The organism is Paenibacillus diazotrophicus (genome assembly GCF_042610465.1).
Genome location: NZ_JBGJZN010000001.1, coordinates 1,361,457 through 1,385,909 on the forward strand (window position 1 = coordinate 1,361,457; position 24,453 = coordinate 1,385,909).

Below are 24,453 nucleotides of genomic sequence, written 5' to 3' on the forward strand. Positions count from 1 at the left end.
ATGTAATTATGCCGGAACTGCCGGAAATGGAGAATTACAGAAAGCTGCTTAGCCAGCATCTTATAAATGTTCCAATTACGGGCGTAACCGTAAACCGTGAAAAAACTATTAATATGGATACTGAAGCATTCACCCAGGCGCTGCTTGGAGCCCGCATAGTATTTGTGGAGCGGCGAGCCAAACACATCCTGTTCCATCTTCATGATGGCCGCAGGCTGCTGCTGCATTTGATGCTTGGAGGGCTTTTGTTCTACGGGACTGAGGAAGAGCGTCCTGACCGTACAACACAGGTGGAGCTTGCTTTTGGAGAACACATTCTGTATTTCATGGGACTCCGGCTTGGATATCTGCACCTTCTGTCCGTTAAGGAGAGCGAAGCGGCAATGGGCAAGCTGGGGCCGGAGCTGCTGGACCGGCGCATGACGCCGGAGCGGTTCGCGGGACTTCTGAAAGGCCGCAGGGGGTCGCTGAAGAGTCTGATGGTCAACCAGCAGGTTATGGCCGGGGTTGGCAATTGCTATGCTGATGAAATAGCTTTTGAGGCAAAGCTCCTTCCAACCACGCTGGTGCAGAATCTTACACCGGAAGCGGTGGGAAGGCTGTACGACAGTGTACGTAAGGTACTGACAGAAGCTACTGAGATCGGCGGTTATATGGAAATGCCTTTTATGTCCGGGGACACGGTTACTGGTTCCTATAATGATCACTGCAAAGTGTATGACCGTGAAGGCGAACCTTGCTTACGCGGCGGGGGGAATATTGTCAAAATAGAGCTGTCCGGACGCAAAGTGTTCTATTGCCCGGATTGCCAGCATGCCGAATAGGCCCAAAATCGGGGCACATGTCAGCACTCGCGGCGGATTCGGGCGTGCAGCCAGGTTTGCCTGGGAGAGCGGTGCTGGGTGTTTTCAATATTTTCCGAAGAATCCACGCAGTCTGCAGCTAAAGCAGATGGACTTGCGTGATGCGGAGAGCTGTGCCGCCTTTTGCAAGGATAAGGGGATGGAATCGATCGCGCATACTCCTTATCCAGTCAATCTGGCGGCAAATTCAGCATCCCGGAAGATGATGGTGGACTCTCTTCTGAATGATCTGGGGATTGCTGAAGCTTGCGGTTCGCTGGGTATTGTGGTCCATTTTGGACATTTTGCCGGCATCGAGCCATTACAAGGTTATCAAAATATTATACAATGTATAAATGACACACTGGTTAACTGGGACGGGCAGGCCAAGCTGCTGATTGAGAATCAGGCTGGTAATCATGGCAAGGAAGGCATAACGCTGGAAGAACTGGTCAAGATCCGTGAACTGAGCCGTTACCCGGACAAAATCGGATTTTGTCTGGACACCTGTCATGCATTTGCCGCCGGGATCTGGAATCCGAAATCTACTGAAGACTTCATCGTTAAGGGCACGACCCTTGGCTACTGGAAGTATCTTGTGGCAGTTCATCTGAACGATTCATTATATGCTTTTGGTTCGCAGAGGGACAGGCATGCAAATATCGGCAAAGGCTGTATAGGTGAAGCTGGCTTGCGCAGTCTGTTGATTACCGAACCATTTCAACGGGTGGCCATTGCCCTTGAGACCGGGAAGGGACCGGACGGGACTCACCGCCAAGAAATGGCTATCGTACGCAGATGGTATGAAGAGGAGGTGCAGCAATGATCAATTTATTCATGGACGACTGCCGCAGACGGCCTGAGGGCTTTACACTGGCACGTTCCACGGAAGAATGTCTGCTGCTGCTCCGGGAATGTGAAGTTCGTATCTTATCGCTTGATTTTGATATGGGGCCAGATGACTTCAGCGGCAGCGAAGTAGCTAGAAGAATCGTGCTGGAAAAGCTTTTCCCCCGCGAAATATATCTGCATACCTCCAGTCTGCAAGGACGCCGGGAAATGTATGAAATTTTGTATCCAGCTCTACCTGATGGTGTTAGACTTCATAATGGCCCGCTGAATCCGTCCAGACTTCTGGAGATAACCTCCGGGACGGTGAGCCGATGAAAGAGATGAACCAACAAGAATTGCTAAATGCACTGGAACGCGGGAGCGAACCTTTGGTGATATTTTTATATACACCGCTATGCGGAACCTGTAAAGCCGCCCGCCGTATGCTGGAGGTAACTGAGCATCTACTGCCGGAAGAACTATTGATCGCAACGGGTAATGTAAATGTGCTGCCGAGGTTGGTGAACATGTACCAGATTTCCAGTGTGCCTGCACTACTGGTTGCCCCGGCTGACCGCAGTAAGGTTCCGGCTGTTTATTATTCAATGGGCTCAGTGGAACGGATGCTGGACTACATAAGGAGTGTGACCTCATAATGATATCTTTACAACATCTGTCCCTGCGCAGGGAGCATAGCCTGATTCTGGATGATGTATCACTTGAAATGAAACAAGGCGAAAACTGGGTAATTCTTGGCCGCAACGGCTCAGGCAAAACCACACTGCTGGAAATGATGACTGGCTATCTGTTTCCAAGCAAAGGTACGGTTGAGGTGTTAGGCTATAAGTACGGCCAGTGTGATCTGCGCGAGGTGCGCAAGGAAATTGGCTATATCGGACCCTCTTTGATGGAGAAGCTGTCGCTGACTGATCCCGTATGGGAGGTAGTCGCTACAGGAGCCTATGCTTACCTTCGTTTCTATCAGGAAATTCCTCGTACGGTGCATGACCAGGCGATCCGGATGCTGGAGGATATGAATCTCGGTGAGATGGCCTATCATCCGTTTGGAACCTTGTCCCAAGGGGAACGTAAGAAGGCAATGCTGGCACGCTGCCTGATGGCAGAGCCCAAACTCCTGATTCTGGATGAGCCCTGTGCCGGACTAGATCTATACGAGCGTGAGAAAATGCTTGCCGAGATCGATAAGCTGAGGCAGCGTGACGTATCCGTTGTATATGTTACCCATCATGTTGAGGAAATTGTACCGCTCTTTACACATGTAGCGTTAATCCGTGGCGGCAAGCTGGCTGGTTCTGGCCCCAAAGAAGAAGTGTTAACAAAAGAAATGATCTTGGCCACTTACGATATTCCTGCTGATATAGAATGGGATAGCGGTCGTCCCTGGATAAAAATAAGACCTGGAGGCACAACCCTTTGAACGATTTTATAGAATTAACCCCCCAGCATACTCATGCTCCGGAGGAAAAGGTACATTCGCGGTATATTTGCACCGCTAATCACGGCTTTGCTCCATATGCTCAAGAAGAGCTGCGCCGCTTGTTCGGCTCGGTGAAAAGCACACTGCTGCTGCCGGGTGAAATATTCCTGGCCACGCTGGAAGCGGAGCCCGAAGAGGTATCCCGCAGATTGGCCGCTAGTCTGCCGATCTTTCTCCGGCATATTCAGCCTGTTGAATTCCAAGACCAGGGCGACATGTCTGCGCTGGAACGGCTGGCTGTCTACCTGGGACGACGAAGTGAGCTTGAAGGGTTGAAGGTGTCCCTGCATGTCCGTAAGGGCAGTAACTCCTTCTGGCCGGACAGCCCTGGGGAATTGCGTGAATGGCTCCAGGAACGGCTGCAGGATCTGGGTGCGGAGTTCACCGTACAAGAACCTGATTGGGTCATTTCGGTGTATGCCGATGGTGAAGCGCTGTATGCCGGTGTATCCCGGCCTGAGGACAACCTGTCGAGCTGGAATGGCGGTATGATCCGTTTCCGTAAAGAGGACGGGCAGATTTCAAGGGCAAAGTTCAAACTAATGGAAGCAGAAAGGGAGTTCTCCATTCCGTTCCAGAGCTTCCGGAATGCCGTGGATATTGGCGCATCTCCAGGCGGATGGACATCGTTTTTGCTGGAACGGGGACTTAAGGTGACTGCGATTGACCCGGCGCTGATGCATGAGTCGCTCCGTAAGAATCCGTCACTTAAGATCCTGCGCAAAAATGCCGGGGAAGTAAAATTCTCGGATAATGAGTTTGATCTGCTGGTCTGCGATATGAGCTGGAGTCCGAAGCTGATGGCCAAGCTGGTCACGGGTCTGCTGCACAGCTTGTCACCTGGTGGAACGGCTATTGTCACGGTGAAGCTGATGCATAAGAAGCCGCTGGCGGTAATTAAAGAAATTATCGCTATGTTCGAAAGCGAGCGGATGCAGATTCAGCGCTCCAAACAGCTGTTCCACAACCGTGATGAAATTACACTTTATATGATTAAGTATTAAGAACTGAATGGATTGTACAGAGGGAAAGCATCCCGTTACCAGTATAGCCGGCAATATGCCGCTGTATATGAGGATAACGGAGGCTTTCCTTTTTTATTGTGGATCATAAAGGATTGAAATGGAGGAAATTACGGTGATCTTTGAAACAAAACTCAAGGGTGGAGCAATACTCGGGAATCGATATAGAATCGCTGGAAATCTAGGAACAGGGGGGATGAGTCATGTATATCTGGCTGAAGACCTGCGTCTGCCGGGAAAACGCTGGGCGGTGAAGGAGAGTATCGACCAAGAAGGTTCCTATGGAGATATTCAGGCAGAAGCTGAACTTCTGATTTCTTTGAGTCACCCTTTGCTGCCAGGTGTTGTTGATTTCTTCCCGCCAGACCGGGAGGGCCATTGTTATTTGGTTATGGATTACATAGAGGGTATCACTTTAAGCGAATATCTTGCGCAACATCCTGGACCGCTGCCAGTGAAAAGCATCCTCCGTTATGCGCAACAGCTGCTTAAGGTATTGGATTATTTGCATGGGCATCATCCGCCGATTGTTCACAGGGATATGAAGCCTGGGAATATTATGCTGACTGGCCGGGATGAGCTGATGCTGATTGATTTTGGCATTGCGCGTAAGTTTAGAAAAGACGGAAGTGAAGACACCGAGAAGCTAGGTACGGTTGGTTTTGCTGCTCCTGAACAGTATGGCGGAGGACAAAGCGAGCCTGCCTCCGATCTGTATGGATTGGGAGCGTTGCTGTTGTATATGGCATCAGGTGGGCAATTCAGCCGTTGGCAGTCAGGGCTGGAGGAAAAGCTGCGTTCCCACCTGCCTGACCCATTGATTCCGGTGATCCGTCGGCTGCTGCGCCAGCATCCTGAAGAAAGATACCCTAACGCGCAAGCGGTGTTAAGTGTTCTGGAACCGATTGAAAGTGAAACGGAACATGCTGATAACCGCAAATATCTGCGCACCCAATTAGACTTAGACCGTTCAAGCCAGCATACGGTTGTGGTTGCATTTCTTGGTGTTGCTCCGGGACTGGGCACAACGCACACCTCAATAGCGGCCAGTGTTTGCCTGCGGCGGTTTGGTACAGTTGCTTGGGTAGATTTCAACCCCGCTTCACGGATCTATGACCGAATCTGTGGTCTGCTGGGGGAACCGGAATCAGAAGTTGAATCTGGTAGAATAGGGACGCCTGTTAACTGGAAAGGGGTACATTACTATAAGAGGACATCAGAAGGTGAAATCAGTTACATGACGAATGAATCTTACAATTTTGTGATTATGGATCTGGGAACAGGGGGGTATGAGGAGGCTATAGAGCAATTTAAGGCAAGTGATATTCCAGTGCTCATAGCTTCTGGAGCAGATTGGCGGATGGAGGATACCTTGCATTGGCTGGTACGCACTGACCTTGCACCCATGCCGAACTGGAGAATCTGTCTTCCGCTTTCTACTCCGTCTGCAGCTGATCTACTGGGCTCTGCCTTGGGCGGAGTCAAAGTGCACAGCTTACCTTATCAGCCTGATCCTTTTCATGCAAAGGGAAAGCTCTCTGAAGCACTTGAACGTCTGCTAAAAGAATATGATAGGAGAAAGATTTTTACGAAAAATCGTAGATTATTTCAGAAAAAATAGCGAAAATATTTGTATTTGTCTTCCCGTACTGCTGTTTTAAGCTAATCTTCTGTATCAGTGCGGCGCTTACTTGTGCTAAAATGAATCGTTGTATATTTTGTTAGAACTGAATTCCGCCTCATTTTTAAATATAGATAGGAGCATATGGAGAATATATGAGTTTACTTACAGTAGAAGACGTTTCGCACAACTTCGGAGGCCGGGAGCTGTTCAAGGACGTATCTTTTCGCTTGCTTCCCGGTGAACATGTGGGCTTGGTAGGAGCGAATGGCGTCGGTAAATCTACGCTAATGAATATTTTGACGGGCAAATTGCTTAAAGACAGCGGGAAAGTCGAGTGGACCCCAAAAGTCCGTTATGGCTATCTCGACCAGCATACCATTCTTACTGCGGGCAAAACTGTGCGCGATGTGCTGAAGGATGCTTTTCTGCCGCTCCTTGAACTGGAGAATGAAATGATGGCTATTACCGAGAAAATGGGTGAGGCAACCTCTGAGGAGCTGGAACTGCTGCTGGAGCAGATGGGAGAAATTCAGGAACAACTGGATATCGGTGATTTCTATCTGATTGATGTAAAAGTAGAAGAAATGGCTAATGGACTCGGTCTAGCCGCAATCGGTCTGGATCGCGACGTAACGTCACTCAGCGGTGGACAGCGTACCAAGGTTCTGCTGGCGAAGCTCCTGCTCGAGAAACCGAATGTACTGTTAATTGATGAGCCTACCAACTACCTGGATGTGGAGCATATTGACTGGCTGACGAACTATCTGAAGCAGTATCCATACGCGTTCATTCTGATATCTCATGATACCGATTTTATGAATAAAGTCGTGGATGTCATCTATCATCTGGAATTTGCCAAATTGACCCGCTATACGGCCAACTATGAGCGGTTCCTGGATATGGCCGACATGAACAAGAATCAGCATATCGATGCATATGAGAAGCAGCAGGAGTTCATCAAGAAACAAGAGGATTTCATCCAGCGCAACAAAGCGCGGGCTTCCACTTCAGGCCGGGCGAAGAGCCGTGAGAAGCAGCTTGGCCGGCTGGAGCGGATTGAACGTCCGGATGAAGCTGCCAAACCTTCATTCTCGTTCAAGGAGAGCCGTGCCAGCGGGAAGACGGTGTTTGAAGGGATTGACTTCGAGATCGGTTATGATCGTCCGCTGCTGCCTAAGCTCAATATGATGATTGAGCGTGGAGAGAAAATTGCTATTGTTGGCTGCAATGGGGTAGGTAAATCAACACTGCTGAAGTCAATCCTGGGCGTTATCCCTACTTACAGCGGCAAAACATACCTCGGAGATTTCTTGAATGCTGCATACTTCCAGCAGGAGGTGAAGGCTGCGAATCTAACACCGATTGATGATGTGTGGAATGAATTCTCCAGTCTCACCCAGAATGAAGTGCGTGGACATCTAGCCCGTTGTGGATTGAAAAATGAACATATCACCCGTCCGCTGAGTATGCTAAGCGGGGGCGAACAGGCCAAAGTGCGTCTGTGCAAGCTGATGATGCGCGAAAGTAACTGGATTTTGTTCGATGAACCTACGAATCACTTGGATGTAGTTGCCAAGGCTGAGCTGAAGCGGGCATTGCAGGAATACAAAGGTACGATTCTGCTCGTCTCCCATGAGCCTGATTTCTATGAGGATTGGGTCACCAAAATTTGGGACGTTGAGCAATGGTCAGCACAAACGGTCTAATATAAACAGAAGTCGGAGAAGAGCAGCCTGTGCTCTTAACCGGCTTTTAAATATATGGGGGTGTCTTGGAATGAACCACATGGAAAAAGATGAAGCACTAGCTGACCGGGAACGCGGGCGGAACGGCCGGTATTCGCGCCAGGTAAGATTCACCCCTTTTGGTGCAGAAGGACAGGCTGGCCTTGCCCGTTCCTGTGTGCTGATTATTGGAGTGGGTGCGCTTGGAACAGGGATTGCCGAGACTTTAGCCCGCTGCGGAGTCGGACGAATCATACTGGCTGACCGTGATTATGTGGAATGGAGTAATCTTCAGCGCCAGCAGCTCTTTACGGAAGAAGATGCCTTACAGCGGGTGCCCAAGGCAGCAGCGGCCAAGGCGAGGCTTGAACGGATTAACTCGGACATCGAGATTGAAGCCCAGGTGATGGATGTGCGGGCTGAAGAGCTGGAGAGTCTGCTTGCCGGTGTAGATCTAATCATGGATGGAACCGATAATTTCGACACCCGGCTGATTATCAATGATATGGCTCAGAAGCACGGCATTCCTTGGATTTATGGGGCTTGTGTCGGCAGCTATGGAATAACTTACACGATTCTGCCGGGTGAAACGCCCTGCCTGAACTGTCTGCTGGGGGCTGTCCCCCTTGGCGGAGATACCTGCGACACGGCGGGGATTCTTCCGCAGGCTGTGCAGCTAGTTACCGCAAATGCGACCTCAGAAGCACTGAAGCTGCTTGGCGGGCGCCGTGAACATCTCAGAGGCAAACTTCTGTCCTTTGATGTATGGCGCAATGAGCATCAGGAGATCGGAGTGATGGCTGCCAAAAAAGACAGCTGTCTTTCCTGTGGCAGTCATCCTGTTTACCCTTATCTGACAGCTGCTAATACAGAGCGAAGTGATGTGCTGTGCGGCAGGGATACGGTGCAAATCCGGCCAGCGGCCCGCCGGGAGCTGAATTTGCAGGAAACGGCTGCAAGGCTCGCTAAGCTCGAAAGCGGCAGGGTCGAGAGCAATGCTTATTTGGTTTCCTATACGGAAGAACCGTACCGGATGGTTGTTTTTGCCGATGGACGGGCTTTGATTCATGGAACCAATGAAGTAGCGGTTGCACGCAGTTTTTATCACCGTTTTTTCGGATAAAGAGGATATAAAAAAGCCATTCCATGGAATGGCTTTTTTGCTTTGAGGGAAATCTAAGCCTATACTGCAGCGGCTATGCCGTCGCAAGGCTGATTTGATGCGGGGGATAAAAGTGAATGAGACCATTGCTTGGTTTGTGTCCGGGCAGTCCGCAGATGCCCTTGAGGGCCAGGAAACAGGAGACGGCAAGGGAGAACACCGGAATCTGGTGCAGGCGGTGCGTGACCTCGGGTTAAATACAGCAATAAGCGAAGATCTCGAGAATCTTCGCTTATTGCTGACCAGAGTGGAGCCCGTATTGCTGATTGCTGAGTTGGATCATGCCGCAGAATGGGCGGGGTGGAGGTTGATATCGGATCTGAGGGACCAAGGGAAAAAAATTCCGGTGATGGTGATTTCGGGCGGAACGTATGGGGAGGCGGCGGCGGAAGCTTTTGGAGCGGGTGGTAGTGAATATATGGTGAAGCCTGTACATATCGGTGAATTCAAATGCAGAGTGGAAAATATTATAAGGCTTACTGGCTCCCGCCGCGACCGTTCATCCCTGCTGAAGGTGGATGGCTTGACACTTGATCCTACCCGCAGAGTGGTCCGCCGGGATGGAATGGAACTAAAAATGACGCCCAAAGAGTTTGATCTGCTCTATTATCTGGCTGAGAATGTGGGGGAGGTTTGTCCCCGTGGTGACATCCTCCAGCAGGTCTGGGGTTATCATTTTCATGCAGATACCAATGTGGTTGATGTCTATATCAGACATATCCGGCTCAAAGTGGACAAAGGCCATAAGAATAAACTGATTCATACGGTACGTGGTACCGGATATGTAATGAGGGCGCCGGAAGGCGCGCCACATGCTGATACCATACTCTGAACAAAGCCAACCGCTTTTTTGTCAATAGAGCCGCCGTAAAGCCTGAAAGAGATTCGTATAGAGCTGTTACAGAACGCGGCGCGCTTTCAGGTAGGTTCTTTTCCAGTTGCCGGAATTGAGATTAGAGATCGTTACACCGGGTGAGCCGTAAGTGTGAAGGATTTTGCCATTTCCCATATAGACAGCCACGTGCGTTACATTTGAACCGTTAGCTCTGCTGCCGCTGGAGAAGAATACCAAATCGCCTGCTTTCAAATTCGCTTTGGATACGGCTCTTCCTACTTTGGATTGAGCTACAGAGGTACGGGGCAGATTCACGCCGTATTTGGCGAAAATATATTTGGTGAAGGATGAGCAGTCAAAAGTTCTGGTAGATGAAGTGGATGCTCCGAATTCATAACGTACACCCATATATTTTTTGCCTAAATTTACGATATTTTGACCCGTTGAGGAAGACACGGATGCTGCAGCAACAGGTGCTGTACCTACTCCGGTTGCCATTAGAGTACTCAGTCCAATCGTTGTGCACATGCCTACTACAATTGCTTGTTTAACCCATTGATGTTTCTTCATGTTGTATTTCCTCCCATATAATATATAAATGTCTATCTTGTTGCCTGTTCGTAGTATAGCAGGTTATGAATCGCCTATTTTTTGGTTAGGGGACTTCAAAGCCTTGCGGGGATTGGGTTGAAAGCGGTTTATTAAAATCTCATTAAAAGTTACAAAATATTAATATTTTGAAGAGTCCACAACACAAAAAAGACGGAAAATCCCTTTGGCAGCAAGGGATTCCCGTCTTTTCCTTTTTGAATCAAAGGTTACAACGATGTCTCTTAATTTGTATGTATGACCTCAATCTTTGCTTTGAATAATGAGCAGTAGTCCGCTGTCTATAGATACAGTTCCGCTCTTATCCGATAATACGTTGCTTACTCCAAGGGATTGTCCCAGTTTTAGAGTGGCATTTGTTAAAGGATATTGAAAGCCCTCCAGCGTGATGCCGGTTACCTCAGGGGTCAGGGGCAGCAGGGAGACATAAGTATAGCCTCTATCCAGAATCTCGGTTTTGGAACCGGTCAATGTAATATAATTATGCGTGTCCATTACTGAACAACATACCTTGCGCTGCAGTGCTCTGGTCATCATTTGAATACTGGCAAGGGTATGATCAATGCGCGTGCCTGTTACCCCGAACAGCAGGATCGATTCCGGCTGGGTATCCAGTGCCAAATCAAGCGCCATTTCACTGTCGGTTAAGTCCTTGTCTATAGGATCGCAGGTTATGGTTCTTTTGCTTCCCGTTTGGATAAGTTTCAGGTCATCAGATGTCACGGAATCGAAATCCCCAACTGAAATGTCAGGAACGATCCCGTGTGAAACCAGGAATAAGGCTCCCCGATCTGCTCCAATTATGAAATCCTCTTCATCTAATAGTGACAAATAATGCGCCGACAGATCTCCACCGGCAAAAATAACAACCCGTTTGACTGGCATAGAGTACCTCCTGAATGGTGACTGTGTAGTTAGTTTTTCCAGACCCAGTATAATGCAGAACGAAAAGTTGTACAAATGATGCTCTCACGATAAAATAAATAGTGTACAAACTATTGTACTATATTAGAAGTAAAGAAATGTGCTGGAGGTGAGAAGGATCGTTAAGGTTCTGTTTGTATGTCTGGGCAATATTTGCCGCTCGCCAATGGCTGAGGCTGTTCTTCGACACAAAATCCTGGAGCGGGGGCTGCAAGAACAGATTGTAGTCGATTCTGCAGGTACAGGAGATTGGCATATTGGAAAAGGACCGCATGAAGGAACTCGGAATATTCTTGATGCCCATGGGATCAGTTACGAGAATATGAAAGCGCGGCTTGTAAGCAGTGATGATTTCGATGATTTTGATTATATCCTCTGCATGGATCAGTCCAATGGTGATAATGTTCGTAAAATTCCCGGTGGAGATAAGGCGAAGCTCCTGTTCTTCATGGACCTGTTGCCTGAGCAAGAACTAAGGGAAGTGCCAGACCCTTATTTTACTGGAAACTTCGGGCAGGTGTATCAGTTGATCAACGCTGGGTGTGATGTGCTTCTGGCTCAGATAATTAAGGAAAAACTCTAACGGAATGTTCGTTGAAAGTAGGGCTTATTCGGTTGCCTTTGTTAAAAAGAAAGGACAGGCACCGGTCTGCCTATCCTTTTGTGAAAGCGTCATCACGGGCAAAAGATACATATGTTCTTAAGATGTTCACTTTTTTGTCTTTCAAACCTGTTTTATTGGTTAAAGAAATAGAGAAGCGATTCTGGAAGCTCTTTCTGCCAGAAGCCCCAAAGATGGCGGCCGTCTTTTTCCCGGTAGGAAACGGTTGCTCCACGTGACTCCAGCAGAGACTTGGTATCCCGGTTCATCTGCACGAAATCATAGACGCCGGTATCGGTCTTATACTCGGTTTCCTGTAGCCCGACCACCATGTTGATATCGAGCCAGGATAGATCTTCTTCCTGTGCAAGGATTTCACGTGTCTGCGGATAGTAAGCACCGGAAAGACTCAATACGCGGCTGAACAAAGCGGGATAGGCCAGTGCGAGATGCAGCGAAACGCTGCCGCCCAGCGAATCACCGGCGATGATTCGTTCTTCCGGTGTGCGTCGGACCGGATAATTATGTTCAATAAAGGGTATAATTTCTTCGGCAAAGCATGAGAGGTACTGCTTAAACCGGTTGCCGAAAGGGGCGTATTCCTCTGTCCGGACGGCTACATTCACTTCTACTCCTACAATAATGAAGGGCTCAATCTCCTGCTCCAGGATCAGTTGTCCGGCAAGGGTCGCAATGCGGCCAAAATTGAAGAACTCTTCTCCATCCTGGCAGTAGACTACTGGATAGCTGAGCACCTCATTATAGCCTGGGGGGAGATAGATGCGCAGCTTGCGCTCTTCATTAAGATGCTCGCTCCATAAGGTTTGTTTCACAATTGTACGTTTCAGAAAAACAGGCTCACTCATAGCTGAATCGTCACCTTTCCTGTCGAATTTTGCATTAGTCTCTGGGTTGCGCTAAAATTACCCAAGCAGTGAATGTGTTAAATATCATTTACTTGCCGAATAATCGTCACTCTGTTATAGGATAATTTAGATCCTGTTATACATACAAAATTTATGAAAACATAAATTTTATGCGTATTTCTTTGACGAAACAGATAAAACAGGTGTATAATAATTCTATAACAGAGGACACTGATATTCAAATTTTTTTATTGAGGTGAAGATGATGACTAAAGTTCCTTACGAAGTGTATACAGAGGATGTGGAGGCCCTTTCGGTGCTTTCCCCCGATGGAGAAGTTATCAATAAGGATAAGATGCCTAAGCTGACCGATGATCAGCTGAAAGAAATCATGTACCGTATGGTATTTACCCGGACTTGGGATGACCGTGCAGTCAACCTTGGCCGTCAGGGCCGTCTTGGTTTCTATGCGCCGGTGTCCGGCCAGGAAGCTACCATGATCGGCAGTGAATTCGCCCTTCAGAAAGAAGATTTTGTATGCCCGGGTTACCGTGATATTCCACAGCTGGTGTGGCACGGACTTCCATTATACCAGGCTTTCCTATATTCTCGCGGACATCAGCATGGTGGACAGATTCCTGAGGGTGTAAACGTACTGATGCCACAGATCATCATCGGTGCACAAATTCTGCATGCCACTGGTATTGCAATGGGCTTCAAACTCAAAAAACAGCAGAATGTAGCAATTACCTATACAGGTGACGGCGGATCTTCCGAAGGCGACTTCTACGAAGGTATGAACTTTGCCGGACGTTTCAAATTGCCGGTTATCTTCTTCGTACAGAATAACGGTTATGCAATCACCACTCCGTTTGCCAAACAAACGGCAGCCAAATCAATCGCCCACAAAGCGGTTGCTGCAGGTATTCCCGGCATCAAGATTGACGGCATGGACATCTTTGCAGTTATTTCTGCAGTACAGGACGCTGCTGAACGTGCCCGCAAAGGTGAAGGCGCAACGCTGATTGAAGCTGTAACTTACCGTTTCCGTCCGCACTCTCTGTCTGATGACGCCAGCAAATACCGTTCCAAGGAAGAAGAAGGCCAGTGGAATGAGAAGGATCCGATTGCCCGTCTTGCCAAGTACTTGGAGAAGAAGGGACTCTGGACCGAAGAAGACACGCTGCGTGTGAGAGAAGAAGCGAAGGCTACTGTGAACGAACAGATCAAGAAAGCTGAGCAAACCGAAAAAATGACCGTTCCCGGCTTGATCGACAGTATGTTTGAGGTAACTCCGAAACATCTGGAAGAACAAAAAGCCGATTTTGAATAAGGGGGATATCAGGCAATGGCACAAATGAATATGAAAGAAACAATCCGTGACGCAATGCGCGTTGAACTGAACCGTGACCCGGGCGTTTTGATCTTCGGGGAAGATGTTGGTAATGTAGGGGGCGTTTTCCGTGTAACGGAAGGCCTTCAGAAGGAATTTGGCGAGGATCGCGTATTTGATACTCCACTGGCTGAATCCGCAATTGGCGGTTTGGCATTTGGTCTGGGCGTGCAAGGTTTTCGTCCAATCGCGGAGATCCAGTTCGTCGGTTTTATCTTTGAAGCACTTGATCAAATCGTCGTTCAGGCAGCACGCCTGCGCTGGCGTTCCGGGGGCAGATTTAATGCTCCTGTCGTATTCCGCACTCCATTTGGCGGCGGCGTAAAAGCAGCCGAACTTCATACAGACTCACTGGAAGGTCTTATTGCCCAGAGCCCTGGGATTAAAGTTGTTATTCCTTCCAACCCATACGATGCTAAGGGATTGTTAATCGCCTCAATCCGTGATAATGACCCTGTCTTCTTCATGGAGCACTTGAATCTCTATCACGCATTCCGTGCCGAAGTGCCGGAAGGTGAGTACACCGTGGAGCTGGGCAAAGCTAATGTTGTCCGTGAAGGCTCTGACGTCTCGATCATTACTTACGGTCTGATGGTACATACAGCTACCAAAGCGGCCGATCAGCTTGAGAAAGACGGCATCAAAGCCGAAATTATCGATCTGCGTACGGTCAGCCCGATTGACATCGACACTATTGTTGCTTCTGTGAAGAAAACAAACCGCGCAATTGTGGTTCAGGAAGCTCAGAAGAGCTCCGGTGTTGCAGCAGAGGTAATCGCACAAATTAATGAAAAAGCTATTCTTCATCTGGAAGCTCCTGTGCTTCGCGTTGCAGGTCCTGATACTATCTATCCGTTCGCGCAAATCGAGGATTCTTGGATTCCAACCCCTGCACGTGTAATCGCTGCTGTTAAGAAAGTAATGGAATTCTAAAAATACATCTACCTGCCGTCCTTATATAAGGGCGGCCACCCGTTTCTGCATGATCTATATACAAATTAGCAGTTTTAGAAGTCATGCTCCATATAACTTTTAGGAGGTAATCAAGGTGGCAAAATTTGAGTACCGGTTCCCAGAGCTGGGCGAAGGTTTGCATGAAGGTGAAATTATCAAAATGCATATCAAAGCCGGCGATAAAGTGACCGATGACGATATCGTAATGGAAGTACAGAATGACAAGGCGGTAGTCGAAGTGCCTTGTCCAGTTAACGGCACAGTGCTTGAAGTCTTCACTAAAGATGGCCAAGTCTGCCATGTAGGTGAAGTTGTAGCAATTATTGATGCAGAAGGTGATGTGCCTGAACAGGAAGGCGGTCATGCCGAAGCGCAATCCACTCAAGAAGCGGATGCTGCCAAAGGGGGAGCAGATACAACTTCTTCTCCGGCAGCTACCAGCCCTGCAACTGGCGGAGCTTCCAACTTTGAGTACAAGTTCCCGGAACTGGGTGAAGGTCTTCACGAAGGCGAAATTATTAAAATGCATATCAAAGTCGGTGACAAAATCACAGACGATGATATTATCATGGAAGTTCAAAATGATAAAGCTGTCGTGGAAGTTCCTTCCCCTGTCAATGGTACTGTCCTTGAAGTGTTTACTAAAGACGGCCAGGTCTGCCGTGTAGGTGAAGTAGTGGCAATTATTGCTGCAGAAGGCGATGTTCCTCATCAGGAAGGCGGTCATACCGAAGCTTCAGCTGCACAGGCAACTCCTGCTGCAGCACCGGTTGCAGCAGCTGCTCCAGCTCCTAACCGGGATGTTCTGGCTACACCAAGTGTCCGCAAGTCTGCCCGTGAGCAAGGCGTTGATCTCGCAAAGGTGAATGGCACCGGCAAGAACGGCAAAATCACCCATGAAGATGTGGAAGCCTTCCTGAAAGGCGGATCCGCAGCACCTGCGGCAGCACCAGCAGCGGCGGCACCGGCTGCAGCTTCAACTACAACTGCTCCAGCCGCAGCACCAGCAGCTAAGACTTCAGCTGCTCCAGCCGCAGCTTCCGGCAATGTTAGTCTCGAAGAAGAACGTGTACCGTTCAAGGGTATCCGCAAAGCCATTGCCAATGCTATGGTTAAATCGGCATACACCGCTCCGCATGTTACTATCATGGACGAAGTCGATGTTACCGAGCTGGTAGCCTTCCGTGCCCGTATGAAACCTGTTGCCGAGAAGAAAGGCGTGAAGGTTACTTACCTTCCGTTTATCGTCAAAGCCCTTGTGGCAGCATCCCGTCAATTCCCTGCGCTTAACGCTATGATTGACGAATCAACCAATGAAATTGTCTACAAGAAATACTACAACATCGGTATCGCAACGGACACAGACAATGGTCTGATCGTGCCGGTAATCAAGGATGCAGACCGTAAGAGCATCTGGATGATTGCGAGTGCCATTACCGATCTGGCTGTACGCGGCCGTGACGGCAAACTGGCTCCGAACGAAATGAAAGGCAGCACTATTTCCATCAGTAACATCGGCTCCGCTGGCGGTATGTTCTTCACTCCGATCATCAACTTCCCTGAAGTGGCGATCTTGGGTACCGGACGTATTACCGAGAAACCGGTCGTTAAGAACGGTGAAATTGTTGCAGCTCCTGTAATGGCCCTGTCCCTGAGCTTTGACCACCGCATCATCGATGGTGCAACAGCACAGAACTTTATGAATTACATTAAGACCCTGCTTGCAAATCCTGATATGTTAGTTATGGAGGTGTAATAAATGGTAGTCGGAGACGCTTCAATCGAAATCGACACATTGGTTATTGGTGCAGGTCCCGGCGGGTATGTGGCGGCAATTCGTGCCGCCCAGCTCGGCCAAAAGGTCCTGATCGTGGATAAATCGGAACTCGGCGGCGTATGTTTGAACCGCGGATGTATTCCATCCAAAGCATTGATCTCGGCAGCACATCAATTCGAAGCTGCACAGCATGGTGAAGTTTTCGGAGTTACCGCTGAGAATGTCAAAGTAGACTGGTCTAAGACACAGGAATTCAAAAACGGTGTCGTTAAAAGAATGACCACAGGTGTAACCAGCCTGATGAAAGGCAACAAAATCGAGGTATTCAGCGGTGAAGCCATGTTCATCAGCACGAACGAAGCCCGTTTGTTCAACGAGCATGAGTCCCCGCGCTACAAGTTCAACAACTGCATTATTGCAACGGGTTCGCGCCCGATTGAACTGAAGCCGTTCCCGTTCGGCGGACGCATTCTGTCTTCGACAGAAGCGCTTGATCTTCCGGAAATTCCTAAGAGCATGATCGTAATCGGCGGCGGATACATTGGAGCAGAGCTTGGCCAAATGTACTCCAAATTCGGTACCAAGGTAACAATCATTGAAGGTCTGGACACTGTTCTGCCTGGTTTTGATAAGGATATGACTCGTCTGGTTGCCAAGAATATGGCTAAGACAGGTATCGAGATCGTAACCAATGCCAAAGCTGAAAGTGCAGTTCAGAACGACAAGGAAGTTACCGTGAAATACTCCGTAGGCGGAGAGTCCAAAGAAGTAACTGCAGATTATCTGCTGGTAACTGTTGGACGTCGTCCAAACACCGATGGCGAACTGGGACTGGATCTGATTGGCGTTGAGCTTGACGAACGCGGACTGATTAAGGTCGACCACCAGGGCCGTACGAATATCCCTAACATCTATGCTATCGGCGATATCGTTCCAGGCCTGGCACTGGCACACAAAGCTTCCTACGAAGGCAAGATCGCCGCTGAGGCCATCTCCGGTCACAAATCGGTTGTGGACTACAAAGTCATTCCAGCAGTTGTGTTCACTGATCCTGAATGCTCCAGCGTAGGTCTGACTGAGAAAGAAGCTAAAGACAAAGGCTTCAAAGTAAAAGCCGGCAAATTCCCGTTCGCAGGTAATGGCCGTGCGGTTTCCTTGAATGCTCCGGAAGGCTTTATCAAGATTGTCGCTAACAGCGAGAATAACCTTGTACTCGGCGCACAAATCGTTGGTATTGAAGCCTCCAACCTGATTGCAGAACTGGGATTGGCGATTGAAATGGGCGCAACGCTCGAAGACATCGCACTTACCATCCACGCGCACCCAACCCTTGGCGAAATCGTTATGGAAGCCGCTGAACTGGTTGAAGGACACCCGATTCACGTTGTGAAATAATAACTTAACATTGCTTTGCAAGCATACCCATAAGGATGTCTTCAAAAGCCTGAAATAGGGCTGATGAGACATCCTTATTTTGTTTCTGGGTACACCTTGGAGTGGATTGTGATAAAATTTAGGAAAAGCTTCATACTTGGTTGTGAGCGGTTTGCAACCTATGAAGAGGAGGACGTTATCGTGAATACCATGTCGTATGAGAAAGCCCGGCAGTATGCAAAATATCGGCTGCCATATTCCATTGAAGCCGCCAAGTTTGTCATTGGGGAGGCAGGAGTAAGCGGAGGTGCAGTTGCAGATATCGGAGCAGGCACAGGGCTGCTCACACAGCATTTTGCCGGTCAGGTTGCACAGGTATATGCAGTGGAGCCTGAGGATGAAATGCGGCGGCTGGCCAGGGAATTGATCGGCGGGCATGAGACTAACGTAGAGTACATAGCTGGTACGGCGGAGCAGACCTTTTTACCGGATCAGTCGGTGGATTTGATAGTTGCAGCCAACAGCTACCACCGCTTCCAGCCGGAAGCAGCCCTTAAAGAATTCGAAAGAATCCTGAGGCCGGGCGGCTGGCTGGCGGTCTTTTCCTATGCTGATGAATTTAATTTCCTTCGGGATAATATGAATGTTGGCAGAACCATAGAAGAATATTCTAAAAGGCTAAAGGAGACCAGGCATAGCCGGCCGCTGCAGTATTTCTATGGCGGTACTGAGCCGATTAAATATTTGTTTCCGCAGGAGCTGCATGAGCGTTGGGAGGAATATTGGGGTGCTGCAGCCTCAGGGATGGAAGCGCCGGATAAACATGAGGAATGGTTCCGTGATTTCCATACGGCGCATATGGAGCGTTTTGGGGGCCTGCAGAAGGACGGTGAGATTACTGTGAAATACAGCACTGAAGTCTGGCTGGGCCAACCGGATTATCGTTAATGAGTTTAACCTCCCACTATTTACATGTAGAGGGAAAACTATGTCCCATAGCAGTTCATGCGGTATGGAAAACAGCATTTTTCCTTCTTAACAAGTTACAAGGATGGTAAGGTCATGGTAAACTGATAGAAGAAAAATTGTGGAGAGGGGTGCTGGTTAATTGCGTAAATATTTGGAGTTACTTCAGGATATATTGGATCACGGCGCCTCCAAAAGCGACCGGACAGGAACGGGCACAATATCTGTGTTTGGCCGTCAGCTCCGGTTCGATCTGGCAGAAGGATTTCCGCTGGTGACGACCAAGCGTATCCATCTGAAGTCGGTAGTGCATGAGCTGCTGTGGTTTCTGAAGGGGGATACCAATACTTCCTATTTGAAAGAGCATGGAGTCTCTATCTGGGATGAATGGGCTGACGAGAATGGTGAGCTTGGACCCGTATACGGTTCTCAGTGGCGTGCTTGGGAGACTGCAGATGGACGCCATATTGATCAGATATCCGCGGTTATCGAATCGATTAAGAATAACCCTGATTCCCGCCGTCATATTGTCAGTGCTTGGAATGTGGGGGAGATTGAGCAGATGAAGCTGCCACCTTGCCATTTTGTGTTTCAGTTCTTCGTGGCGAACGGCAAGCTATCCTGTATGCTCACTATGCGTTCTGTGGATACCTTCCTGGGCCTGCCCTTCAACATTGCCAGTTATGCGCTGCTGACACATATGGTTGCCCAGCAGACAGGGCTTGAGGTTGGGGAGTTCATCTGGTCCGGAGGCGATGTGCACATTTATACAAATCATATGGAACAGGTAGCCACCCAGCTGGCCAGAGAGCCATTTCCACTTCCGAAGCTGGTGATCAAAAGAAAACCGGATAGTATTTTTGATTATACGTTCGAAGATTTCGAATTTGCTGATTACGTCTATCATCCGGGGATCAAAGCACCTGTAGCTATATAATGCCTGAACAGGGAACATAGTAAGAGTAGGGGGGGATCCATGTGAGCATTAGCATGATTTGGGCCATGGCCGCTAACCATGTGATCGGCAAGGATAATGATATGCCTTGGCATCTGCCGCGGGACTTTGATTATTTCAAGTCACAGACGCTTGGAAAGAGAATGCTGATGGGACGCAAAACCTGGGATTCCCTTGGCGGTAAGCCGTTAAAAGGCAGAACAAGCATTGTTCTCACACGGGACCGCAGCTTTGCTCCTGCAGGGGCTGAGGTTGTGCATTCACTGCAGGAAGCTGTAGCTGAAGGACAAAAGGACGATGAGTTAATGGTTATTGGCGGTGCAGAAATATACAAGATGATGCTTCCCTTTGCTGACAAGCTAATGGTAACCCGGATTGAACAGGAGATGGAAGGGGATACGGAATTTCCGGAAGTGGACTGGAGCCAGTGGAGAGAGATCTCCAGTATTCAGGGAATTCGGGATGAAAAAAATCCGTATGATTACCGTTTCTTTGTTTATGAGCGTTCGGTTTAATGAAAAAGCGTTTTCTCTGACACAACATGTGAAATAGTACAAATAATCAGCAGATTAGTCCATTACAGTGTGAAAGTATTGGATGCTACTATAATTATTAAAATTACAAATGCTAAAGGTTAAAGTATTATAGAATGTGCAGGTACTTCATTGCGCTGAAAACATAGGGATGACGCAATATGTTACAATGTACTATACATCAACACCAAGAGATCGGATGGGGGAATCGTAAATATGTCTACACCTACTGGATTTATGGAGTATAAGCGCCAGCTCCCAGGTGATCGTGATCCTGAGCAGCGCGTAAAGGACTGGGAAGAGTTCCATCATCATTTATCCGAGGACGAGCTTCGGACACAGGGCGCACGTTGTATGGATTGCGGAACTCCTTATTGCCATACGGGCATTGATATGAGCGGCGGGACATCAGGATGTCCGGTTCACAATCTTATACCAGAATGGAACAACCTGGTGTACCGTGGATTATGGAAGGAAGCGCTGGAGCGGCTGCACAAGACGAATAATTTTCCCGAATTCACCGGAAGTATTTGCCCTGCTCCTTGCGAAGGCTCCTGTACTGTCGGACTGATCGGACAACCGGTTACCATCAAGACCATTGAGCTGGCGATTATTGATAAAGGCTTTGAGGAAGGCTGGGTTGTGCCGAATCCTCCAGAGAAGCGCACAGGCAAAACCGTTGCCATCGTAGGCTCAGGACCAGCTGGTCTCGCCGCTGCGGCGCAGCTGAACAAAGCCGGGCATACGGTTACAGTGTTTGAGCGCAGTGACCGTATTGGAGGATTACTGACCTACGGCATTCCAACAATGAAACTCGACAAACGAGTGGTTCAGCGCCGCGTGGATCTGCTTGCTGCTGAAGGTGTGAAATTTGTGGTTAGCACTGAGATCGGCAAGGATATTCCTGCACAGCAGCTGGTTGATGAATTTGACGCAGTCGTATTGTGCGGCGGTGCAACCAAAGCCCGCCGTTTCAATGTCGAAGGCAGTGAACTCAAGGGTGTTATGTATGCGATGGATTATCTGAACGGAACGATCAAGAGCTACCTAAATTCCAATCTGGAAGATGGAAACTTTGTATCTGCTGAAGGCAAAGATGTAATCGTGCTTGGGGGCGGTGACACCGGTTCTGACTGTGTAGCTACATCCTTGCGTCATGGCTGCAGCAGCATCACCCAGTTCGGCACACATGACAAAGCTCCGCTAGAACGTGATCCGATCGCTAATCCTTGGCCGCAGTTCCCGAATGTCTATACTCTGGATTATGCCCAGCAGGAAGCCAAAGCATTATTCGGTGATGATCCGCGCGAGTTCTCCATCATGACAACCAAATTCGTTGGTGACGAGGATGGAAATCTGAAGGAGCTGCATACTGTTCAAATCCGCCGGATGGTGGATGAGACCGGCCGTAAGATCTATCAGCCCGTTCCAGGAACAGAAGCTGTATACCCGGCACAGCTCGCACTGATTGCTATTGGATTCGACGGACCGGAGCAGGATATCATTGAGGAACTGAAGCTGGACACGGATCGCCGCAGCAATGTGAAGGCCCGTTATGGCAAGTTCAACACAAATGTGGATAAGGTGTTCGCTGCCGGGGATATGCGGCGTGGACAAAGCCTTGTGGTATGGGCAATCAATGAAGGGCGCGAAGCCGCTCGTGAAGTAGATAAATATTTAATGGGCTCGACTGTCCTGGTGTAAGTCGGACAACACAGCCGAACAAAAGCCGTCTCTTCCGCATCATGCGGGAGGGACGGCTTTTTAAATGTTTATTCTTATATTTCCTTCAACGGACGGAAGTTTAAGCCTCTAACTTGAACCGTTCGACCTTCTGCTGAAGGTCGGTTGCCATCTTGGATAGCTCCGTGGAGGAGGCGGCGATCTCATCCATGGAGGCCAGCTGCTGCTCCGTAGCCGCTGTAACATTCTGAAAAGCATCGGATGTTGAACGTGCAATATTGGAGATTTCCTGTACAGAGGCTGCAACCTCTTCCGCACCGGCAGACATCTGTTCAGTGATGGCAGAAATATCATGAATTTGTCCATTGATTTTGGCTGTTGACTGTTCAATGCTGAGGAATGCTTCTTTTGCTTCAGCGGTGACTTTAATGCCAAGCTCAACATCAGCAGCGACGGTATGATGGATGGCTTCGTAAGTAAGGTCAATAAGCTCGGTCATCTGCTCAATGGTTTCCTGGATGTTGCCCGCGGTAACTTTGGACTGGTCTGCCAGCTTCCGTACTTCTGAAGCCACTACTGCGAATCCACGGCCGTGTTCGCCTGCACGGGCTGCTTCAATGCCAGCGTTCAGCGAGAGCAGATTGGTCTGGATGGCTATCGTTGAGATGGCGCTGCTCATCGCTGAAACTTGACTGTTCAATCCATTTAGCTGTCCGATCAGTTCAGAGGATTGATGGGTAGAATGACGAATGGCATCCATTTGTATGGTCATCTGTTCGATTGTGCGGCTGCCTGTGGATACGTCGGCTTCGGTGTCGGCCGAGGAATCCACAATGGAAGCTGCAGCCTCAGCTATTTTTTGAATGCCTGAAGACATTTCTTCCATGGCCCGGGCAGTTTCAGCCATTGCTGCGGTTTGCGTCTCGGCACCGGCAGATGAATCCTGTACTAGTTCAGCAACATAACTGGTTGCTTTGGAATTCTCTTCGGTCGTGGCGGTTAGCTGCTGGCTGGACGAGGCGAGCAGGCCCGAAGTATCAGAGATATCGACAACGATACTACGAAGTGAGTCAACCATTAGATTATAGTTCTGGGCCAGCTGTCCGATCTCATCGGAACGGTTAATCTGGATCTGTTCATTCAGATAACCCTCACTTACCCGGCGTGCAGAGCGGTTAAGGCTGAGAATTGGGCGGGTAATGGCCCGGATAATGAAATACATCATGCCCAAAGCGATAAGCAGTGCGGCTCCCAGAACCATGAGTCCATTGTATAAAATGGGCATCGAAGCGTCGGAGAATTCCTGAGTGGAGAGCACACCGACAATTTTGAACCCGGTTGTTTTGTCAGTAGTATAGTATCCATGCATCAGTAGTCCTGTATCCGGACTGGTGTACTGTAAAAGGCCGCTGTCTTTGTCTAGCAGCTTGATAATGTCAGGAGCTACGTCTTCGCCAGCCGCTTTGACGGGATGGGAGACAAATTTATGATTGCCGTCGACTATGTAAATATAGCCGTTTTTGCCAAGCGTGATCTTGTTAACCATTTCGCTCAAATGTTTAAGGTTAAGAGAACTCGTGACTGCACCGTTGCCATCTTTAAGTGATTCTGAGATATATAGGTTGTAATTCCCTGTGGTCGCAGATATAAATGGGTTAATAATTGTAATCTTACCAGCATTCTTCATAGCAGCCTTATACCAATCTCTGGTTCGCGGGTCATAATCCTTTTTGCCGCCGTTAGGAGACTTCATCCAGGCACCATTGTTATTGCCGAGAATAAGGATTTCAAGCTCAGGATGCTCTTTCATGAATAAATCCATCAGCGCGCGGGCCTCAGGTTTTTGGATATCGATATCACTGGAGATGAATTGCTGGCTGAGCTGTTGCACATTACGTGCAGCGGCATTTACAGTTTCATTAATGGTTCCTTGCAGGATTTCTACACTATCCCGGGTTGAATCCTGTATTTTAAGTTCCAATTGCTTCTTGGAACTCGAATACGAAAAGTAGCTTACAAGCAGAATGGGGATGACTAACATTAGGGTGAACATTAACATGAGACGTTTCTGCAATGATCTGGATGATAATTTTTGAATAAGCTGTTGGACCGGTTTCATATTGGTGGCTCCCTCGTGGATACGCAAAATGATCTATGGATCTCTGCGATACCGTTCTTTGACTAACTCTAATGTATTTCGGTTGTTTGGCACATTTATTTCATATCTAATCCAATTTATGAGAAATATTTAATTTACACTTTTCATTCTTTGGTGTTTCA

General features: G+C 48.6%; 23 protein-coding genes. 19 read left to right on the forward strand and 4 right to left on the reverse strand.

Annotated features, from left to right (window positions below):
• The first annotated feature begins 8 nt into the window (after positions 1–8).
• The 10 genes from ACAN54_RS06195 (at position 9) to ACAN54_RS06240 (ending at position 9,535) form a co-directional block, all read left to right on the forward strand.
• Positions 9–824 (forward strand): Fpg/Nei family DNA glycosylase, encoded by an 816-nt coding sequence (locus tag ACAN54_RS06195; RefSeq protein ID WP_379151854.1) that lies wholly within the window; start codon positions 9–11, stop codon positions 822–824.
• Positions 814–1,668 carry a deoxyribonuclease IV gene (locus ACAN54_RS06200; protein ID WP_379151857.1) on the forward strand — a complete coding sequence of 285 codons (855 nt, stop codon included), beginning with the start codon at positions 814–816 and terminating at the stop codon, positions 1,666–1,668. Before ACAN54_RS06195 ends, ACAN54_RS06200 begins: the two co-directional genes overlap by 11 nt.
• Entirely contained in the window at positions 1,665–2,009 is a 345-nt protein-coding gene (locus ACAN54_RS06205; protein ID WP_379151860.1) for a cyclic-phosphate processing receiver domain-containing protein, read from the forward strand. The genes ACAN54_RS06200 and ACAN54_RS06205 overlap by 4 nt, the downstream gene beginning before the upstream one ends.
• Positions 2,006–2,329 (forward strand): thioredoxin domain-containing protein, encoded by a 324-nt coding sequence (locus tag ACAN54_RS06210; RefSeq protein WP_379151863.1) that lies wholly within the window; start codon positions 2,006–2,008, stop codon positions 2,327–2,329. The genes ACAN54_RS06205 and ACAN54_RS06210 overlap by 4 nt, the downstream gene beginning before the upstream one ends.
• Positions 2,329–3,111: an ABC transporter ATP-binding protein gene (locus ACAN54_RS06215; RefSeq protein ID WP_379151866.1), complete on the forward strand. Its 783-nt coding sequence runs from the start codon at positions 2,329–2,331 to the stop codon at positions 3,109–3,111. The genes ACAN54_RS06210 and ACAN54_RS06215 overlap by 1 nt, the downstream gene beginning before the upstream one ends.
• Positions 3,108–4,175, forward strand: coding sequence for an SAM-dependent methyltransferase (locus tag ACAN54_RS06220; protein WP_379151870.1), 1,068 nt, complete (start codon positions 3,108–3,110; stop codon positions 4,173–4,175). The genes ACAN54_RS06215 and ACAN54_RS06220 overlap by 4 nt, the downstream gene beginning before the upstream one ends.
• Positions 4,176–4,308: 133 nt before the next feature.
• Positions 4,309–5,814: a serine/threonine-protein kinase gene (locus ACAN54_RS06225; protein WP_379151873.1), complete on the forward strand. Its 1,506-nt coding sequence runs from the start codon at positions 4,309–4,311 to the stop codon at positions 5,812–5,814.
• A 155-nt stretch (positions 5,815–5,969) separates the two neighbouring features.
• Complete coding sequence (locus ACAN54_RS06230) at positions 5,970–7,523, forward strand: ABC-F family ATP-binding cassette domain-containing protein (RefSeq protein WP_379151876.1); 1,554 nt, start codon at positions 5,970–5,972, stop codon at positions 7,521–7,523.
• Between the two features lie 70 nt (positions 7,524–7,593).
• Entirely contained in the window at positions 7,594–8,664 is a 1,071-nt protein-coding gene (locus ACAN54_RS06235; protein ID WP_379151880.1) for a ThiF family adenylyltransferase, read from the forward strand.
• Positions 8,665–8,776: 112 nt separating this feature from the next.
• On the forward strand, positions 8,777–9,535 hold the full coding sequence (locus ACAN54_RS06240) for a winged helix-turn-helix domain-containing protein (RefSeq protein ID WP_379151883.1): 759 nt from the start codon (positions 8,777–8,779) through the stop codon (positions 9,533–9,535).
• Positions 9,536–9,601: 66 nt separating this feature from the next.
• Here ACAN54_RS06240 and ACAN54_RS06245 read toward each other — a convergent pair whose 3' ends face one another.
• Both ACAN54_RS06245 and ACAN54_RS06250 read right to left on the reverse strand, forming a co-directional pair.
• The gene (locus ACAN54_RS06245; RefSeq protein ID WP_379151886.1) at positions 9,602–10,108 is read right to left on the reverse strand and encodes a C40 family peptidase; all 507 of its coding nucleotides are present in this window, start codon (positions 10,106–10,108) and stop codon (positions 9,602–9,604) included.
• A 282-nt stretch (positions 10,109–10,390) separates the two neighbouring features.
• The gene (locus ACAN54_RS06250) at positions 10,391–11,032 is read right to left on the reverse strand and encodes a thiamine diphosphokinase (protein WP_379151889.1); all 642 of its coding nucleotides are present in this window, start codon (positions 11,030–11,032) and stop codon (positions 10,391–10,393) included.
• Positions 11,033–11,189: 157 nt separating this feature from the next.
• On the opposite strand from ACAN54_RS06250, the gene ACAN54_RS06255 reads away from it, so the two are divergent.
• The gene (locus ACAN54_RS06255; protein WP_379154102.1) at positions 11,190–11,654 is read left to right on the forward strand and encodes a low molecular weight protein-tyrosine-phosphatase; all 465 of its coding nucleotides are present in this window, start codon (positions 11,190–11,192) and stop codon (positions 11,652–11,654) included.
• A 152-nt stretch (positions 11,655–11,806) separates the two neighbouring features.
• Here ACAN54_RS06255 and ACAN54_RS06260 read toward each other — a convergent pair whose 3' ends face one another.
• Positions 11,807–12,538 (reverse strand): alpha/beta hydrolase, encoded by a 732-nt coding sequence (locus tag ACAN54_RS06260; RefSeq protein ID WP_379151892.1) that lies wholly within the window; start codon positions 12,536–12,538, stop codon positions 11,807–11,809.
• A gap of 265 nt (positions 12,539–12,803) precedes the next feature.
• Here ACAN54_RS06260 and pdhA point away from each other — a divergent pair, with 265 nt between their 5' ends.
• The 8 genes from pdhA (at position 12,804) to ACAN54_RS06300 (ending at position 22,194) form a co-directional block, all read left to right on the forward strand.
• Entirely contained in the window at positions 12,804–13,871 is a 1,068-nt protein-coding gene (gene pdhA / locus ACAN54_RS06265) for a pyruvate dehydrogenase (acetyl-transferring) E1 component subunit alpha (RefSeq protein WP_379151895.1), read from the forward strand.
• 15 nt (positions 13,872–13,886) lie between these two features.
• The gene (locus ACAN54_RS06270; protein ID WP_379153447.1) at positions 13,887–14,864 is read left to right on the forward strand and encodes an alpha-ketoacid dehydrogenase subunit beta; all 978 of its coding nucleotides are present in this window, start codon (positions 13,887–13,889) and stop codon (positions 14,862–14,864) included.
• A gap of 115 nt (positions 14,865–14,979) precedes the next feature.
• Positions 14,980–16,641 (forward strand): 2-oxo acid dehydrogenase subunit E2, encoded by a 1,662-nt coding sequence (locus tag ACAN54_RS06275; protein WP_379151901.1) that lies wholly within the window; start codon positions 14,980–14,982, stop codon positions 16,639–16,641.
• 3 nt (positions 16,642–16,644) lie between these two features.
• Positions 16,645–18,057, forward strand: coding sequence for a dihydrolipoyl dehydrogenase (gene lpdA / locus ACAN54_RS06280; RefSeq protein WP_379151905.1), 1,413 nt, complete (start codon positions 16,645–16,647; stop codon positions 18,055–18,057).
• A 189-nt stretch (positions 18,058–18,246) separates the two neighbouring features.
• Positions 18,247–18,984 (forward strand): class I SAM-dependent methyltransferase, encoded by a 738-nt coding sequence (locus tag ACAN54_RS06285; RefSeq protein ID WP_379154105.1) that lies wholly within the window; start codon positions 18,247–18,249, stop codon positions 18,982–18,984.
• A gap of 160 nt (positions 18,985–19,144) precedes the next feature.
• A complete protein-coding gene (thyA, locus tag ACAN54_RS06290) occupies positions 19,145–19,939 on the forward strand; it encodes a thymidylate synthase (protein WP_379151908.1) in 795 nt (264 codons plus the stop codon).
• A 41-nt stretch (positions 19,940–19,980) separates the two neighbouring features.
• Positions 19,981–20,472: a dihydrofolate reductase gene (locus ACAN54_RS06295; protein WP_379151910.1), complete on the forward strand. Its 492-nt coding sequence runs from the start codon at positions 19,981–19,983 to the stop codon at positions 20,470–20,472.
• A gap of 234 nt (positions 20,473–20,706) precedes the next feature.
• Positions 20,707–22,194, forward strand: a complete 1,488-nt coding sequence (locus ACAN54_RS06300) for a glutamate synthase subunit beta (RefSeq protein ID WP_379151914.1) — start codon at positions 20,707–20,709, stop codon at positions 22,192–22,194.
• Between the two features lie 100 nt (positions 22,195–22,294).
• On the opposite strand, the gene ACAN54_RS06305 is transcribed toward ACAN54_RS06300, so the two are convergent.
• A complete protein-coding gene (locus ACAN54_RS06305; protein WP_379151917.1) occupies positions 22,295–24,292 on the reverse strand; it encodes a methyl-accepting chemotaxis protein in 1,998 nt (665 codons plus the stop codon).
• Positions 24,293–24,453: the final 161 nt, after the last annotated feature.